Genomic DNA, 15,755 nt, shown 5'->3' with positions numbered 1-15,755 from the left:
TGACTTTTGGCACGCTGTTGAGTTCTCAAGGAACGGACACTTCCTTCGGACCGCCTTCCAGCGGGCCCTCCGGGCGCTTCGTTCTTTCGTGTTTCCAGCTTACCAGATGTTTTCCGCTCCGTTTTCCGGAGTTTCATTCATCCGATTTCCCGAACTGGTCGGGCCGCTTTCCGCGACGGCCTCCACATTAGCGCATTTCGGTTGTTACCCGAAATTCACACTCACCACGGTTGACGGAAATGCCAACAAACCCATGTCAATGGGAATCGAGGTGAGGGTGGGTCCCGCAGAGTGGGGTGGCCGCATCAGCGACTCGTTCAACACTAGGCCACCCGGACGACATCGTCAAACACTGAGGGCGGGATCCGGCTGGATCCCGCCCTCGTATGTCGAAGCCGCAGCTCAGCGGCGTCGTGTTTCGGTCACGCCGTAGCCGGAACCAGCTCCGCCGCCGCCAGGTTGCGCTTGCCGCGGCGCAGCACGAGCCAGCGGCCGTGCAGCAGGTCGGCCTCGGCCGGCACCGCTTCCTCGTCCGTCACCTTGACGTTGTTGAGGTAGGCGCCGCCCTCCTTGACCGTGCGGCGGGCGGCCGAACGGCTCGGTGCCAGGCCGACGGCGACCAACAGGTCGACCACCGACTGGAGTTCGGCCACCTCGGCCTTCGGGACCTCGGCCAGGGCGGCGGCCAGGGTCGGCGCCTCCAGGTCGGCGAGGTCACCCTGGCCGAACAGCGCCTTGGACGCGGCGACCGCGCGCTCGTACTGCTCGGCGCCGTGGACGAGGGTGGTGAGCTCCTCGGCGAGGGCTCGCTGGGCGAGGCGGGCGGCGGGGCGCTCGGTGGTCTCGCGCTCCAGCTCCTCGATCTCCTCCTTCGAGCGGAAGCTGAAGATCCGCAGGAAGTTGGGGACGTCCCGGTCGTCCGCGTTCAGCCAGAACTGGTAGAAGGCGTACGGGGTGGTCAGCTCGGGGTCGAGCCAGACCGTGCCGGACTCGGTCTTGCCGAACTTGGTGCCGTCGGCCTTGACGATCAGCGGCGTGGCCAGCGCGTGCACGGACTTGGCGTCGGCCTTGCGGATCAGGTCCGTGCCGGCGGTCAGGTTGCCCCACTGGTCACTGCCACCGGTCTGCAGGGTGCAGCCGTAGCGACGGTTCAGCTCCAGGTAGTCCATGCCTTGCAGGATCTGGTAGCTGAACTCGGTGTAGCTGATACCCGCGTCGGAGTTGAGCCGTCGGGCGACGGCCTCCTTGGCGATCATGTTGTTGACGCGGAAGTACTTGCCCACGTCGCGTAGCAGGCTGATGGCCGACATCCCGGACGTCCAGTCCAGGTTGTTGACCATGCGCGCCGCGTAGGGGCCCTCGAAATCGAGGAAGCGCGAGATCTGGCCCCGCAGTCGCTCGACCCAGCCGGCCACCGTCTCGGGGTCGTTGAGGACGCGCTCCGCGGTGGGCTTCGGGTCACCGATGAGGCCCGTGGCGCCGCCGACCAAGCCGAGCGGGAGGTTTCCCGCCTGCTGGATGCGGCGCATGGTGAGGATCTGCACGAGGTTGCCGAGGTGCAGGCTGGGGGCCGTCGGGTCGAAGCCGCAATAGAACGTGACCGGGCCGTCCGCGAACGCCTTGCGCAGTGCGTCCTCGTCGGTGGACAGGGCGATCAGCCCCCGCCACCGCAGCTCGTCGACGATGTCCGTCACGGTCACGCTTCTCCTTCGATCGGGCGCCCGCCCGGTGGCGGGCCCGGTTCTCTCGGACCCCGGGTCGGTACGACTCCAGCGTGGTAGAGCCTACGCGGTCGGGGCCAGCGGGTTTTCCCCGAGCGTCGTGCCGCACTCCTCCCCCGGCCCCTCCGGCGTCTGCCCGATACCGGAAATTCCGTTGTTCGTCGGCTGTGGGCCCGTTCAGAGTGGTGTCACCGCCGTGCGGCGGCAGTGACGTGTGTGGAGACGGTCGTGCCGCCGTGGCACGCCCACGGGAAGGGTGTGCCAAGTGCGCAACACGCTGGTTCTGAACGCGAGCTACGAGCCCCTGACGACGGTGTCACTCCAGCGCGCCGTCGTCCTGGTGCTCCAGGACAAGGCGGTGGTGGAGCAGGCGCATCCGCTGCGCACGGTCCGGGGGACGGGCGTCAGCATCCCGGTGCCCCGGGTGATCAGGCTTCAGCGCTACGTGAGAGTGCCGTTCCGACAACAGGCGCCGTGGTCGCGGCGGGGTGTCCTGGCCCGGGACCAGCACCTGTGCGCGTACTGCGGGCGGCGGGCCACCACGGTGGACCACCTGCAGCCCAGGTCGCGCGGTGGGGAGGACAGCTGGTTGAACACCGTGGCCGCGTGCCCGGAGGACAACCAGCGCAAGGCGGACCGGACACCCGAGCAGGCCGGGATGCGGCTGCTGCGCCGGCCGTTCGTGCCGACCCCGCAGGCCACCCTCATGCTGGCGCTCGGCCTGCGCGGCTCGGAGGCCCGGGAGCTGGCCGACTGGCTGCCGGCCGTGCCGGGCCAGCCCGCTCCGACAGCCGTCCCGGCGGCGTGAACGCGGCCGCGAGCCGCGCCCGACGGGGGCGGGCTAGCCCTTCGCCTGGTAGCCCGCCGCCGTGCCGTAGTTGGCCGAGTGCTCGGGCATCACGACCACCCGCCCGCCGCCGATCAGCACCCGCCCGGAGACCAGCAGCGAACCGGTGCCCTGCGGGAAGTTGCCGCCGGTCGCCTCCTGACCGCCGGCCAGCGGGAACCGGCTGAGGCGGGCGGGCTGGTCGCGGCGTTCGTCGGCGGCGAGCACCAGCGCGCCGCCGTCGACGCCGACCGCCCGGACGGTGCCCTTGGCGGCGGTCGGCGCCTTCCAGCGCTGCTTGCCGGTGTCGAGGTCGTAACCGACCGCCGCGACCGGTCCGCCGCCGTTCGCCGGGACGAACGTGGTGACCATCGTGCGGTTCTGGAAGAACACCTCGGGGGTGGCCGAGAACGTGCCGTGGGCGACGTCCAGCCGGCCGCCGTCGCCGACCACCGGGATCTCGGCGGCCGGGTCGCCGCCCGCGCCCCAGGCGAACACCCGGTCGTCCTCCGGCTTCTCGCCCGTGGTGAGGACGACGGACGGCTCGGCGGACAGCACGCTCACCGTCTTCGGCCGGTTGTTCAGGCCGCGCCACCAACTGACCTTGCCGTCCGCCGTGTTCAGTGCGACGGCCTGGTCGGCGGGGGTCGAGTCGGCGCAGGAGGAGGCGACCAGCACGGTCTTGCCGGTCACGCCGCCGGACAGGGTGCAGAACTTGCCCTGCCCGGTGTACTGCCAGACGTCCTTGCCGTCCGCGGACTCCCAGGCGACCGCCCGGTCGTCGCCGACCGCGATCACCTTGTCCTCGGTGACGCCGATCCGCGCGCCGTACGCACCCTTGGCGTCCGAGACGGTCTTCGTCCACGCGGTCTTGCCGGTCTTGGTGTCCACGGCGGCGACCAGCGTGCACGGGCTCTTCGGATCGGCCTGGGCCCGGAACAGCACCGCGCCCAGCCCCGCCTGGTTGACCCCCGCCGACAGCCCGCACGGGACGGCCCCGGCCGCCGGTGGCTCCACCGACCAGACGGGTTTGCCGGCCGCGAGGTCGTAGGCCCGCACACCGGCGGCGTCGGCGCGGACCACCGCATCGGCCAGCAGCCAGCTGCCGACCAGCGTGTCGTCACCCGACGACCCGGACGCGGCGGGCTGGGCGGACCACACCTTGGTGTGCGCGACGGCGAAACCGGGCTCCCCGCCGCTGGTCGCGGCCGCGCTGCCGCCACCCTCGGCCCCGACCATCAGACCGGCCGCGACCAGCACGCCCAGCGCGGCCACCCCGGCGCCGGCGCGCACCAGCAGGGTCCGCCGGCTGGGCACGTGCTCGCCGGTGAGCACCGCCCCGGCGGCGGCCCGGGCCCTGGCCGAGAGCGAAGAGCCCGCCTCCGAAGAACCCGCCCCCGGAGAGCCTGCCTTCGGGGAGCCCGCCTTCGAGGACCTGCCCCGACGGGCGGCAGCCCGCGACGGCGCGACGGGCGCGGCCTCGGGCGTCGTACCCGGCTCGGGCTCCGGCTCCGTGGACGGCTCCACCGGAACGGGCTCGGCGTCCTCGATGTGCACGTACCCGTCGGCCGAGTACTCCGCCCCCACCGGGACGTACAGCCCCTCCCCCGCAGGCTGCTCCTGGACGGCGTACGGCGCGTACTGCTGCTGCCCGTGGTCCGGGTGCGGGTGGTACGGCTGGTACTGCCCCTCGGCGTAACCGCCCTGGACGTAGCCGCCCTGGACGTACCCGGTCTGCCCGTACTGCGGGTCCTGTCCGTACGGCGAGCCCTGCCCGTCCGGCTGCGGGTACGGCAGGTCCTGCCCGTACCCGCCCTGCCCGTACGCGCCCTGGCCGTAGCCCGCCGTCGTCTGCCAGTACTCCTGCTGCGGGTGGTCCTGCGGGGGCTCCTGCGGCTCCTGGTGCCCGCCGACCGGCCAGGCCTGCTGGCCCTGGGGGTACCACAGCTGCTGCTGGGCGTCTCCGAAGGGCTCCTGCGCCATCCGTTCCCGTCCCTCCCGAGCCGCCTGCCGATGCGGCAGTCAGCATCTCACGCCCGTTCGAGCGCGCCGCCCCGGCCTCGGGGGTCCGGGAGGTCAGCCCGCGGACTCGGCGTTCAGCGCCTCGTCGATGCGGGCGGCCAGGGTGAAGTCCAGGCCGGTCAGCCCGCCCGCGCTGTGGGTGGAGAGGACGAAGCGCAGGGTGCGCCAGCGGATGTCGACGTCGGGGTGGTGGTCGAGCGCCTCGGCCTGTTCGGCGACGGCGACGACCACCCGGATCGCCGCCGGGAAGTCGGGGGCGTCGGCGGCGCGGACGATGCTGTCGCCCTCCCTGGTCCACCGCGGCAGTGCGGCCAGGGCCGCCGTGATCTCGTCCTCGCTCAGCCGTGCCCTGCTGCTCATCGAAGCTCTTCCGTTCGTCGTCTCGCCGTCCGGTCAGGCGTGCACTGCGAGGAACATACCGAGCCGGGGCCCTGCGCACCGGACGACACAGCCGCTGACGGACAGCCCCGCCAGGCGGCCCCCGACGCTGCTCAGCTCATCAGCTCAGCAGCAGTTTGGTGACCGCGACGAGGCCGACCACCACGATGATCCCGCGCAGCGCGGCCGGCGGCAGGCGGCGGCCGACCTTGGCGCCGAACAGGCCGCCGACCAGCGAGCCCGCCGCGATCAGGCCGGCGGCCGCCCAGTTGACGGTGGAGGTGAACAGGAAGAACAGCGCGGCGACGCCGTTGACGACCATCGCCAGCGCGTTCTTCACGGCGTTGATCCGCTGCAGGTCCTCCTGGAGCAGCATGCCCATCAGCGCCAGCAGCAGGACGCCCTGCGCGGCGCCGAAGTAGCCGCCGTAGATGCCGGTGAGGAAGACGCCGACGAACAGCAGCAGGCCGCCGTCCGGGTCGACGTCGGGGCGGCGGCGGGCGGCGACCGCCTTGGCGACCCTGGGCTGGATCACCACCAGGACGAGGGCGAGCAGGATCAGTACCGGGACGATCGCGTCGAAGGCGCCCTTCGGCAGTCTGATCAGCAGCAGCGCACCGACCAGTCCGCCGAGCAGCGAGGCGGTGCCCAGGCGCAGCAGCCGGTGGCCCTGGCCGGCCAGCTCGCGGCGGTAGCCGATCACGCCGCTGAGCGAACCGGGCACCAGGCCGAAGGTGTTGGAGACGTTGGCGGTGACCGGCGGAATCCCGATGGCGAGCAGCACCGGGAACGTGATCAGCGTGCCGGAGCCGACGATCACGTTGATCATCCCGGCGCCGACGCCCGCCACCAGGACGGCGATGCCCTCCCAGAGCGTCATGGGTCACCTCTCCTCTCGGTCCTGTCCGGGGGGATCATGCCGGACGGCCCGCCGGTCGGACCAGGGCCGCCCACGATTCGGGACGTACGCCACAACCGCCACACGCCACGACCGCCACACGCCGGGGGCCCGCCACCGTGCGGTGGCGGGCCCCCGGGCCGGACGGTTCAGCCGGTCACTCCGGGTCGATCTTGCGGTACTCGCGGGCCGGGTCCACCCGGGGGCGGGCGGCACCCTTCTCGGTGTCCACCGGGCGCGGGCCAGCCGCCGGGTCGAGCGGCACCTGGGTGGCCGCGGGGGCCGCCGGCGGCACGCTCGGGGCGGCGACCGCGCCGCCGTTGATGCCGGGGTTGCCGGTCAGCCCGCCGAAGGCGCCGCCGAGGCCCTTGAGGGCGTCGCCGACCTCGCTGGGGATGATCCAGAGCTTGTTGGAGTCGCCCTTGGCCAGCTCGGGCAGGGTCTGCAGGTACTGGTAGGCGAGCAGCTTCTGGTCGGCGTCGCCGTCGTGGATGGCCTCGAAGACCGTCCGGATCGCGGCCGCCTCACCGTCGGCGCGCAGCACCGCGGCCTGCGCCTCACCCTCGGCCCGGAGCACGTCGGCCTGCTTCTCACCCTCGGCCTTGAGGATCTGGGCCTGCCGCTGGCCCTCGGCGGTGAGGATCGCGGCGCGCTTGTCACGGTCGGCGCGCATCTGCTTCTCCATCGAGTCCTGGATGGAGGTGGGCGGCTCGATCGCCTTCAGCTCGACGCGGTTGACCCGGATGCCCCACTTGCCGGTGGCCTCGTCCAGGACGCCGCGCAGACCGGCGTTGATGACCTCGCGCGAGGTCAGGGTGGATTCGAGGTCCATCGAGCCGATGATGTTGCGCAGCGTGGTGACGGTCAGCTGCTCGATGGCCTGGATGTAGCTGGCGACCTCGTAGGTGGCCGCGCGCGGGTCGGTGACCTGGTAGTAGATCACCGTGTCGATGTTGACCACCAGGTTGTCCTGGGTGATCACCGGCTGCGGCGGGAACGGCACGACCTGCTCGCGCAGGTCGATCCGGTTGCGGACCCGGTCGATGAACGGGACGACGATGTTCAGACCTGCGTTGAGCGTCCGGGTGTAGCGGCCGAAGCGCTCCACGATCGCGGCGCTGGCCTGCGGGATGACCTGGATCGTCTTGATCAGCGCGATGAAGGCCACCACGACCAGGACGACCAAAACGATAAGGACGGGTTCCACGGACTCTCCCCTAGACGACCAGGGCGGTCGCGCCCTGGATTTCGACGACGTCGACCTGCTGCCCCGGTTGGTACACGCTGTCCGGGTGGAGCGCGCGGGCCGACCAGATCTCGCCGTTCAGCTTGATCCGTCCGCCCTCCCCGTCGACGGTTTCCGCGACGACCGCGGTGGCGCCCTGGAGCGCCTCGATGCCCATCTTGATGTGCGGGCCCTGCCGCAGCTGCCGGTAGGCGATCGGGCGGACGAAGACCAGCAGCGAGACCGAGACCGCGATGAAGACCAGGGTCTCCCAGACCGCGCCTCCGCCCAGCCCGGCCACGCCGGCGGCCGCCAGCGCACCGACCGCGAACATGGCGAACTCCGGCATCGCGGTCAGCACCAGCGGTATGCCGAGCCCGACGGCGGCCAGGAGCCACCAGATCCAGCTGTCCACGTGTCCATCCTAGGGAGCGAAGGGCCTTCGAGGTGGACAGTTCCCGCAGGTCGTGGGGCGGAAACCGGTCGCGCGTGCGACCGGTCCCCGGAAACCCGACGACATCGGAGCGTGCGAGGCGCGTACGAGGTGCGTGCGAGGTGCGGACGGGGGCTCAGCCCAGCGGCAGGCCCTGCGCGGACCAGCGGTCCCCGTGGCGCTCCAGGGTGAGCGGCAGGCCGAAGCACTTGGAGAGGTTGCGGGCGGTCAGCTCGGTGTCGATCGGACCGGCGGTGAGCACCTTGCCCTGGCGGATCATCAGGACGTGGGTGAAGCCCGGCGCGATCTCCTCGACGTGGTGGGTGACCATCGCCATGGCCGGGGCGAACTCGTCCTGGGCGAGCGCGCCGAGCCGGCGGACGAGGTCCTCGCGGCCGCCGAGGTCCAGACCGGCCGCGGGCTCGTCGAGCAGCAGCAGCTCGGGGTCGGTCATCAGGGCGCGGGCGATCAGGGTGCGCTTGCGCTCGCCCTCGGAGAGGGTGCCGAACTTGCGGCCGGTGAGGTTGGACATGCCCATCCGGTCGAGCAGCGCGAGCGCGCGGGACTCGTCGAACTGCTCGTAGGTCTCCTGCCAGCTGACCGTCATGCCGTAGGCGGCGGTCAGCACGGTCTGCAGCACCGTCTGCTCGGCCGGCAGCTTGTCGAACATGGCGGCGCCGGCCAGGCCGATCCGGGAGCGCAGCTCGAAGACGTCGACCTCGCCCAGCTTCTCGCCCAGCACCGACACCTTGCCCGCGGTCGGGAACAGGTAGGTGGCGGCGATCTGCAGCAGGGTGGTCTTCCCGGCGCCGTTGGGGCCCAGGATGACCCAGCGCTCCCCCTCGGAGATGGACCACGAGACCTGGTCGACCAGCGCGCGTCCCTCCCGGACCACGGATACGTCCACCAGCTCCAGCACGTCGCTCATGCCTACGCCTTCCCCAATACAAGAATTTCGGCCGTCGGTGCGGGCGGCGAGCCTACTCCGGCAGCCGGTGGGCACGGGGTGGGTGCGCCGCACACGCATGGGCAAACCTACGCCACGCGGATGACCGCCGATTCCGTAGGCTGGCCGGATGCTCGCGACTCCTCCCGACAATCCGTACGAAGAACCCCGTTCGGGGCGGCTGACCGCGTGGGGCAACGCCCTGCTGGCCGGTCTGGTGCCGCCGGACAACGCCGCCGCGGCCGTGCTGGGCGACGACGAGAGCCACCGGGTGACCGGACTGCCCGGGGACGGGCCGGGCGAACGGCACGGCCTCACCTGGGCGCTGGGACGGCTTCGGGTGCTCGGGGTGAAGGGCCTGCGGCTGGCTCTGCCGTCCGCCGGGCACCCGCTGGGGCTGACCGGTCCGGCGCCGTTCAACGAGCGGGCGATGGGCGTCGGGGAGGCGGTGCTGGCGGTGGGCGTCCCGCTCGGACTGGTGCCGGAGGTGGAGGTGTTCGGCCCGGCCGGGGACCGTTCGGCGACGGTGCTGTGGCGCTGCCTTGAGACCAACGACACACCGCCGGCCGACGTCCCGTCGCTGCACGAGGCCGAACGGGAGCTGGCCGACGGGCTGCGCGAGGCGACGCTCCTGCTGACCCGGCTGGACGTGGCGGGCGCCGGGCCGGAGGCACTGCGGGCGCTGGAGGCGTACCGCCGGCGCGGGCACGCCGAACTGCTGGCGCCCGGGTACCCGCCGCGTGCGGTGCGGGTGCTGGAGTCGGCCCGGCAGGTGTCGGCGCTGCTGGCGATCGCCGCGGGCGGGCACGGCGCGGCGGTCAGCGCCTCCGAGATGGCGGCGCGGCAGGCGGTGCTGGCGCCGCTGCGGCGCACCGCCCGGCGGGCGCAGGTGGCGGCGTACAACGCGCTGGTCGACGAGCGCGAGGACCGCTGAGTACGAGAGCTGCTCAGCACGCGGACCGCTGAGCTACCGGGAGCACGCGGACCGCTAGGACGGGCCGCCGCCGTCCCGCGCCTCGCCGTTGCGGACGGCCCACAGGGCCGCCTGGGTCCGGTCCGCCAGGTCCAGCTTCATCAGGATGTTGGAGACGTGGGTCTTCACCGTCTTCTCCGACAGGTGCAGGCTGCGGGCGATCTCCCGGTTGGAGCGGCCGTCGGCGATGTGGCCGAGGACCTCGCGCTCGCGTTCGGTGAGGGTGCCGCCGCGGCCCTGCGGGGCGCGCGGGCCGTCGTCGGCGAGCAGCGCCTCGGCCAGTTCGGGCTGGAGCAGGACGTGGCCGGCGTGCACCGAGCGGATCGCGCCGGCCAGCGCCTCCGGGTCGACGTCCTTGTAGACGTACCCGGCGGCGCCGGCCCGCAGCGCGGGGACCATCGTGCGGTGCTCGGTGAAGCTGGTGACGATCAGGATCCGGGCCCGGCTGCCCTCGCCCTTGAGCGTGCGCAGCGCCTCGATGCCGTCGACGCCGGGCATCTTGAGGTCCATCAGGACGACGTCGGGGTCGAGTTCGCGGGCGCGCTCGACGCCCTCGGCCCCGTCGGCGGCCTCCCCGACCACCTCGATGTCGTCCTGGACCTCCAGGAAGGTGCGCAGCCCGCGGCGGACCACCTGGTGGTCGTCGACCAGCAGGACGCGGATCGACGGCGTGCGGTCGGGCGTGCGGTCAGGCACCGGGGACCTCCATCTCGACGAGCGTCCCCCGGCCGGGGGCGGACTCCAGGGTGAGCGTGCCGCCGACGGCGGCCGCGCGGTCGCGCATCGAGGCCAGGCCGAGGTGGCGCCCGGCCCGGCGGACGGACTCGGGGTCGAAGCCGTGCCCGTCGTCGCGCACCCGCAGCACGGCGCCGCGCGCGGGCGTGCCGGCCAGGGTGACGGTGACGCGGCCCGCGCCGGAGTGGCGCAGCGCGTTGTGCAGCGCCTCCTGGGCGACCCGCAGCAGCGCGGCCTCCTGCGCGGGCGGCAGGGCGCGGACGCCGTCGGCGGCGAAGGCGACGTCCGCGGTGTGGGCCCGGTCGAGGACCTGCACCTGGGAGGCGAGGGTGGCGCTCAGCCCGTCCTCCTCCAGGGCGGCGGGGCGCAGTTCGACGACGACGGCGCGCAGTTCGTCGGCGGCCTCGGCGGCGAGCCGGGCGACCTCGGCGAGTTCGGCGCGGGCCCGGGCCGGATCGCGGTCGACGAGCGTGGCGGCGGCCTTGGCGGTGAGCCGCAGCGAGAAGAGCTTCTGCGCGACGGCGTCGTGCAGGTCGTGGGCGATGCGGGCGCGTTCGCCGGCCAGGGTGAGTTCGCGGCTGCGCTCGTACAGGCGGGCGTTGGAGAGGGCGAGGGCGGCGTGCGCGGCGAGTATCCGCAGCAGTTCCTCGTCGTGGTCGGTGAACAGGCCGCCGCCGCGCTTGTTGGCGAGGAAGATGACGCCGGTGACCTGCGGTTCGTCCTCGGCGGCCTCGGCGTCCAGGATGGGCATGCCGAGGAAGGCGTCCATCTCGGGGTGGGCGGCCGGCCAGCCGCCGAAGGCCGGGGCCTTGCGGACGTCGGCGAGCCGGGTGGGGCCGGTCTCGTGCAGCATCTTGGCGAGGACGCCGTGCTGGCGGGGCAGCGGGCCGATCGCCCGCCACTGCTCGTCGGTGACGCCGTCGACGACGAACTGGGCGAAGCCGCCGTGGTCGTCGGGCACGCCCAGGGCCGCGTACTCGGCGCCGAGCAGGTCGCGGGCGGAGGCGGTGATGCGGCGCAGCACCTCGCGGACCTCCAAGGGCCGGCTCATCGCGAGCAGCGCCTGGCTGACCGCCTCGATGCCGGCCAGGCAGGGGTCGCAGCCGGGCATCGGGCGGGCCGGGCCGCGCAGGTCGAGGTGCGGGCCGGCCGGGCTCCGGTGGTCGCTGGGCGTGCTGGGCATACCGCCAAACTACCGCCGCCGCGGGCGCCGCCGCGTCGGTCCGCGGCCGGGGTGGGCGCAGGCCTCGGGACCTAGGACTCGGGGCCTGCGCAACGGCCGAGGGGCGGCTCTCCGGGTGATGGGAGGGCCGCCCCTCGGCGGGCGGGGCGAAGGCGGGCGGGGCGAAGGGGGTCAGCCCTTCTGCATGACCTCGGGCTCGTGGCGGCGCTGGAGCCGGGTGACGATGACGCCGATGACGATCGAGATCGCGATCAGCGCGCCCGCGTCGATCGCCCACTGGGCGACGCTGTTGGTCCACAGCGGGTCGTACTGGGGGTTCTGGAAGTCCTTGTTCCAGGGGCCCATGAGCTTGGACAGGTCCAGTGTGGTGGCCACGATGCCGGTGCCCCAGCGGGCCGGCATCAGCCAAGCGGCCTGCTCCAGGCCGGGCTTGCCGAAGAGCTGGAACAGGCAGCCGGTGAAGACGACCTGGATGATGGCGAACATGACCAGCAGCGGCATGGTCTTCTCGGCGGTCTTGACCAGGGCCGAGATCATCAGGCCGAACATCATCGCGGTGAAGCTGAGCAGGATCATGCCGATGGTCATCTCGATGATCGGCAGGTCCTTGACGATCAGGCCGTGCTCGGGGAGCTTGCGCGGCAGGAAGCCGACCGCGGCGACGATGGCGCCCTGGATCACGCTGAAGAATCCCAGCACGATGATCTTGGACATCATGTACGCCGAGCGGGAGAGCCCGGTGGCCCGTTCCCGTTCGTAGATGGCCCGTTCCTTGATCAGCTCGCGGACGGAGTTGGCCGCTCCGGAGAAGCAGGCTCCGATCGCCAGGATCATGAGAATCGTCGCGGCCCCGCTGTTGAGGTGGAGCTGCGTGTTCGGGTTGGGCGCGAGGCCCGCCCCGTTGGGGACCAGCACGCTGACCGCGCCGATGACGGCGGGCAGCAGCACCGACAGCGCCAGGAAGCCGCGGTCCGAGGCGAGGACCGACATGTAGCGGCGCATCAGCGTCCACAGCTGCGAGCCCCAGCTCTGCGGCTTCGGCGGCCGGACGGCCTCCTGGGCGACCTGGGCGTGCTGCACCTCGCCCGACTCCACGTCGGGGGCGGAGTACTGCTGGTAGTGCACCGAGCCGCGGTAGCGGCCGGCCCAGTCGTGGTCCGGGTAGTTCTCGAAGGCCTGGAAGACGTCCGCCCAGGTCTCGTAGCCGAAGAAGTGCAGCGCCTCGTCCGGCGGGCCGAAGTAGGCCACCGCGCCGCCCGGCGCCATCACCAGCAGCCGGTCGCAGAGCGCGAGTTCGGCCACCGAGTGGGTGACGACCAGGATGGTGCGGCCGTCGTCGGCGAGACCGCGCAGCATCTGCATGACCTCGCGGTCCATGCCCGGGTCGAGGCCCGAGGTGGGCTCGTCCAGGAAGATCAGCGACGGCTTGGTGAGCAGTTCCAGGGCGACCGAGACGCGCTTCTGCTGGCCGCCGGAGAGCGCGGTGATCTTGTTGTCGGCGCGCTTGTCCAGGCGCAGCTCGTACAGCACCTCGTCGATCCGGGCCGCGCGCTCGCGCGCCTCGGTGTCACCGGGGAAGCGCAGCTGGGCCGCGTACTTGAGGCCGGTGCGGACGGTGAGTTCCTTGTGCAGGATCTCGGACTGCGGCACCAGGCCGATGCGCGAGCGGAGCTCGGCGAACTGCTTGTAGAGGTTGCGGCCGTCGTACAGGACCTCGCCGCGGTCGGCCGGGCGGTAGCCGGTGAGGGCGCGCAGCAGGGTCGACTTGCCGGAGCCGGACGGGCCGATGACGGCGACCAGGGACTTCTCCGGGACGCCGAAGCTGACGTCGTCGAGCAGGATCTTCTTGGCGCCCTTGTGCTCGACCTCGACGGTCAGGTGGCGGGCGGAGAAGGAGACCGCGCCGGTGTCGACGAACTCCTGCAGCTGGTCGCCGACCAGCACGAAGCTGGAGTGGCCGACGGTCAGCCGGTCCTGCGGGCCCATCAGCTGGCGCTGCACCCGCTGGCCGTTGAGGAAGATCCCGTTGTGGCTGCCGAGGTCGACGATCTCGTAGCGGCCGTCCTGGAGCTGGCGCAGCTCGGCGTGGTGGCGGGAGACCTGGAGGTCGGAGACCACGACGTCGTTGTCGAGCGCGCGGCCGATCCGGACGGTGCGCATGGCGGCGGTCAGGTTGCGGATGATCGTCGGCTGCGGGCCGGCGCCGTCCTGCGGGTCGGGCGGGAAGGCCTGCTGCTGCGGGAAGCCGCCCTGCTGGGGCTGGGGCGCGTGCTGCTGCTGTTGCTGCGGGAACGGCGGCTGGGGCCGGCCCGCCCAGGCCTGCTCGGGCTGCGGCGGGTAGGGGGCCTGCGGCGACCAGCCCTGCTGCGGGGCCGGCGGCTGGGGCGTCGGCGCGGCGCTGCGGCTGGTGGCGGCCTCGTGCCAGGCGGGAGCCTGGGGGGCGGCGGCGTGCGGGGCTGCGTGGGCGGGCGCGGAGAAGCCGAGCCGGGGTCCGTTCTCCGGGTTGCCGAGGTTGACGACGGCGCCGGGGAACAGCTGGGTCTGCATCGTCCGGGCACCGGCCGTGTAGGTGCCGTTGGTGCTGCCGTGGTCGTCCAGCTGCCAGCCGCTGCCGTTGAAGGTGATGGTCCCGTGGTGCCAGGAGACCCTGGCGTCGTCGAACGGGAAGTCCGACTGCGGGTTGCGCCCGATGGTGTAGGACCGCCCGGGCTCCAGAGTCCGCTGCTGTCCGTTGATATCGATGACGAGTTGCGGCACTGCGCGCCTGCCCCGCTCTCTCGGTTCCCCCGAATTGTGCCCCCGACCAGGGGTGCGATGTTTCCGAAACTGACGGGGGGAATCATTCCAGCCTGCTGACCGCCAATAAAAGTCACCCCGGGTGACTGTGACCAGGCTGCTACCCGGCACCCGTCCGCGACGTGGGACGGGTGCTCTGGGCCCGCCGGCCGGCGGGTAGCGTGGGAGGCACCATGAACGCATCGCCCCTGGCCGCTGAGCCCCTCCCCGCCGCCCAGCCCCGGACCGCGGACGAGCGCACCCTGCTCGTCAAGGTGTTCGGCAAGGACCGCCCCGGCATCACCGCCGGCCTCTTCGCCACCCTGGCCGGCTTCGCCGTCGACGTGATCGACATCGAACAGGTCGTGACCCGTGGCCGCATCACGCTCTGCGCACTGGTCACCCCGCCCACCGCCCCCGGCGCCGAGGGCGGGCTGCGGGCCACCGTGCACCGCTGGGCGGAGGAGCAGAAGCTCCAGGCCGAGATCCTCTCCGGCATCGGCGACAACCGGCCGCGCCGCGAGGGCCGTTCGCACGTCACCGTGCTCGGCAATCCGCTGACCTCCGCCGCCGTCTCCGCGCTCACCTCCCGGATCACCGCGGCGGGCGGCAACATCGACCGTGTGTTCCGACTCGCCAAGTACCCGGTGACGGCGGTCGAGCTGGCCGTGTCCGGTGTGGCCACCGACGAGCTGCGGGCCGAGCTGGCCCAGGAGGCGGCCGCCCAGCGGGTGGACGTCGCGGTGGTCGCGGCCGGGCTGGAGCGCCGGGCCAAGCGCCTGGTGGTGATGGACGTCGACTCCACGCTCATCCAGGACGAGGTGATCGAGCTGTTCGCGGCCCACGCGGGCTGCGAGGAGGAGGTCGCCGAGGTGACGGCGCAGGCGATGCGCGGCGAGCTGGACTTCGCCGAGTCGCTGCGGGCCCGGGTCTCGCTGCTGGCCGGGCTGGACGCCTCGGTGACCGAGAAGGTACGCGCGGAGGTCCGTTTCACGCCGGGGGCGCGCACCCTGATCCGCACCCTGCAGCGACTGGGCTTCCAGGTCGCGGTGGTGTCGGGCGGGTTCACCCAGGTCACCGACCACCTGGTCGAGGAGCTGGGGCTGGACTTCGCGGCCGCCAACACCCTGGAGGTGGTGGACGGCAAGTTCACCGGCCGGGTGGTCGGCGAGATCGTGGACCGCGCGGGCAAGGCCCGCTGGCTGGCCCGGTTCGCCGAGCAGGCGAAGGTGCCGCTGTCGCAGACGGTGGCGATCGGCGACGGCGCCAACGACCTGGACATGCTGAACGCGGCCGGGCTGGGTGTGGCGTTCAACGCCAAGCCGGTGGTGCGCGAGGCCGCCGACACCGCCGTCAACGTGCCGTTCCTGGACACCGTGCTGTACCTGCTGGGCATCACCCGGGAGGAGGTCGAGGCGGCCGACGAGGTGGACGGCAGCCTGACCGAGTAAGGCCTGAAGACGCACGAGAGGGGCGGGGGGGGCGGGGGCGGGGGGCGCGGCGCGGGGCGGCGTCGCCGCGGGCCGCCGCGACGGGGCCCACGTGGAGCGGGCGGGGGGGGGGGGGGGGGGCCGGCCGGGGGCCCCGCCCCCCCCCCCCGCCCCCCCCCCCCCCCCCGGGGGGGGGGGGGGGGGCCGCGG

13 protein-coding genes are annotated in these 15,755 nt (G+C 72.8%); 3 read left to right on the top strand and 10 right to left on the bottom strand.

Features of this window, described 5'->3' with window-relative positions; genetic code table 11:
- Positions 1-422: 422 nt before the first annotated feature.
- Entirely contained in the window at positions 423-1,694 is a 1,272-nt protein-coding gene (tyrS, locus tag ACFWPI_RS22310; RefSeq protein ID WP_063351463.1) for a tyrosine--tRNA ligase, read from the bottom strand.
- Positions 1,695-1,986: 292 nt separating this feature from the next.
- Between tyrS and ACFWPI_RS22305 the strand changes: the two genes are divergently transcribed.
- Positions 1,987-2,529 (top strand): HNH endonuclease, encoded by a 543-nt coding sequence (locus ACFWPI_RS22305; protein WP_063349641.1) that lies wholly within the window; start codon positions 1,987-1,989, stop codon positions 2,527-2,529.
- 33 nt (positions 2,530-2,562) lie between these two features.
- Here the strand turns inward: ACFWPI_RS22305 and ACFWPI_RS22300 are convergent, their stop codons facing one another.
- From ACFWPI_RS22300 to ACFWPI_RS22275, 6 genes are all read right to left on the bottom strand, one after another.
- Positions 2,563-4,530 carry a PQQ-binding-like beta-propeller repeat protein gene (locus ACFWPI_RS22300; protein ID WP_380379691.1) on the bottom strand — a complete coding sequence of 656 codons (1,968 nt, stop codon included), beginning with the start codon at positions 4,528-4,530 and terminating at the stop codon, positions 2,563-2,565.
- A 93-nt stretch (positions 4,531-4,623) separates the two neighbouring features.
- Positions 4,624-4,929, bottom strand: coding sequence for a 4a-hydroxytetrahydrobiopterin dehydratase (locus tag ACFWPI_RS22295; protein WP_350887574.1), 306 nt, complete (start codon positions 4,927-4,929; stop codon positions 4,624-4,626).
- Between the two features lie 139 nt (positions 4,930-5,068).
- Complete coding sequence (locus ACFWPI_RS22290; protein ID WP_380379688.1) at positions 5,069-5,827, bottom strand: sulfite exporter TauE/SafE family protein; 759 nt, start codon at positions 5,825-5,827, stop codon at positions 5,069-5,071.
- A gap of 175 nt (positions 5,828-6,002) precedes the next feature.
- Positions 6,003-7,052 (bottom strand): SPFH domain-containing protein, encoded by a 1,050-nt coding sequence (locus ACFWPI_RS22285; RefSeq protein WP_063349637.1) that lies wholly within the window; start codon positions 7,050-7,052, stop codon positions 6,003-6,005.
- Between the two features lie 10 nt (positions 7,053-7,062).
- On the bottom strand, positions 7,063-7,473 hold the full coding sequence (locus ACFWPI_RS22280) for an NfeD family protein (protein WP_063351462.1): 411 nt from the start codon (positions 7,471-7,473) through the stop codon (positions 7,063-7,065).
- Positions 7,474-7,639: 166 nt separating this feature from the next.
- Positions 7,640-8,431, bottom strand: coding sequence for an ABC transporter ATP-binding protein (locus ACFWPI_RS22275; protein ID WP_063349636.1), 792 nt, complete (start codon positions 8,429-8,431; stop codon positions 7,640-7,642).
- Positions 8,432-8,579: 148 nt separating this feature from the next.
- Between ACFWPI_RS22275 and ACFWPI_RS22270 the strand changes: the two genes are divergently transcribed.
- Positions 8,580-9,383, top strand: coding sequence for a hypothetical protein (locus ACFWPI_RS22270; RefSeq protein WP_063349635.1), 804 nt, complete (start codon positions 8,580-8,582; stop codon positions 9,381-9,383).
- A 54-nt stretch (positions 9,384-9,437) separates the two neighbouring features.
- On the opposite strand, the gene ACFWPI_RS22265 is transcribed toward ACFWPI_RS22270, so the two are convergent.
- From ACFWPI_RS22265 to ACFWPI_RS22255, 3 genes are all read right to left on the bottom strand, one after another.
- Positions 9,438-10,118, bottom strand: coding sequence for a response regulator (locus tag ACFWPI_RS22265; protein WP_380379683.1), 681 nt, complete (start codon positions 10,116-10,118; stop codon positions 9,438-9,440).
- Positions 10,111-11,268, bottom strand: a complete 1,158-nt coding sequence (locus tag ACFWPI_RS22260) for a GAF domain-containing sensor histidine kinase (RefSeq protein ID WP_380379694.1) — start codon at positions 11,266-11,268, stop codon at positions 10,111-10,113. The genes ACFWPI_RS22265 and ACFWPI_RS22260 overlap by 8 nt, the downstream gene beginning before the upstream one ends.
- A gap of 243 nt (positions 11,269-11,511) precedes the next feature.
- Positions 11,512-14,097, bottom strand: coding sequence for an FHA domain-containing protein (locus ACFWPI_RS22255; RefSeq protein ID WP_380379680.1), 2,586 nt, complete (start codon positions 14,095-14,097; stop codon positions 11,512-11,514).
- Positions 14,098-14,309: 212 nt separating this feature from the next.
- Between ACFWPI_RS22255 and serB the strand changes: the two genes are divergently transcribed.
- Positions 14,310-15,566, top strand: a complete 1,257-nt coding sequence (gene serB / locus ACFWPI_RS22250) for a phosphoserine phosphatase SerB (protein ID WP_063349632.1) — start codon at positions 14,310-14,312, stop codon at positions 15,564-15,566.
- Positions 15,567-15,755 lie beyond the last annotated feature (189 nt).

Source organism: Kitasatospora sp. NPDC058492, from assembly GCF_042720685.1.
Lineage (GTDB): Bacteria > Actinomycetota > Actinomycetes > Streptomycetales > Streptomycetaceae > Kitasatospora.
The sequence above is the reverse complement of the archived record's forward strand: the minus strand, read 5'-3'. Positions and strand labels throughout refer to the sequence as shown.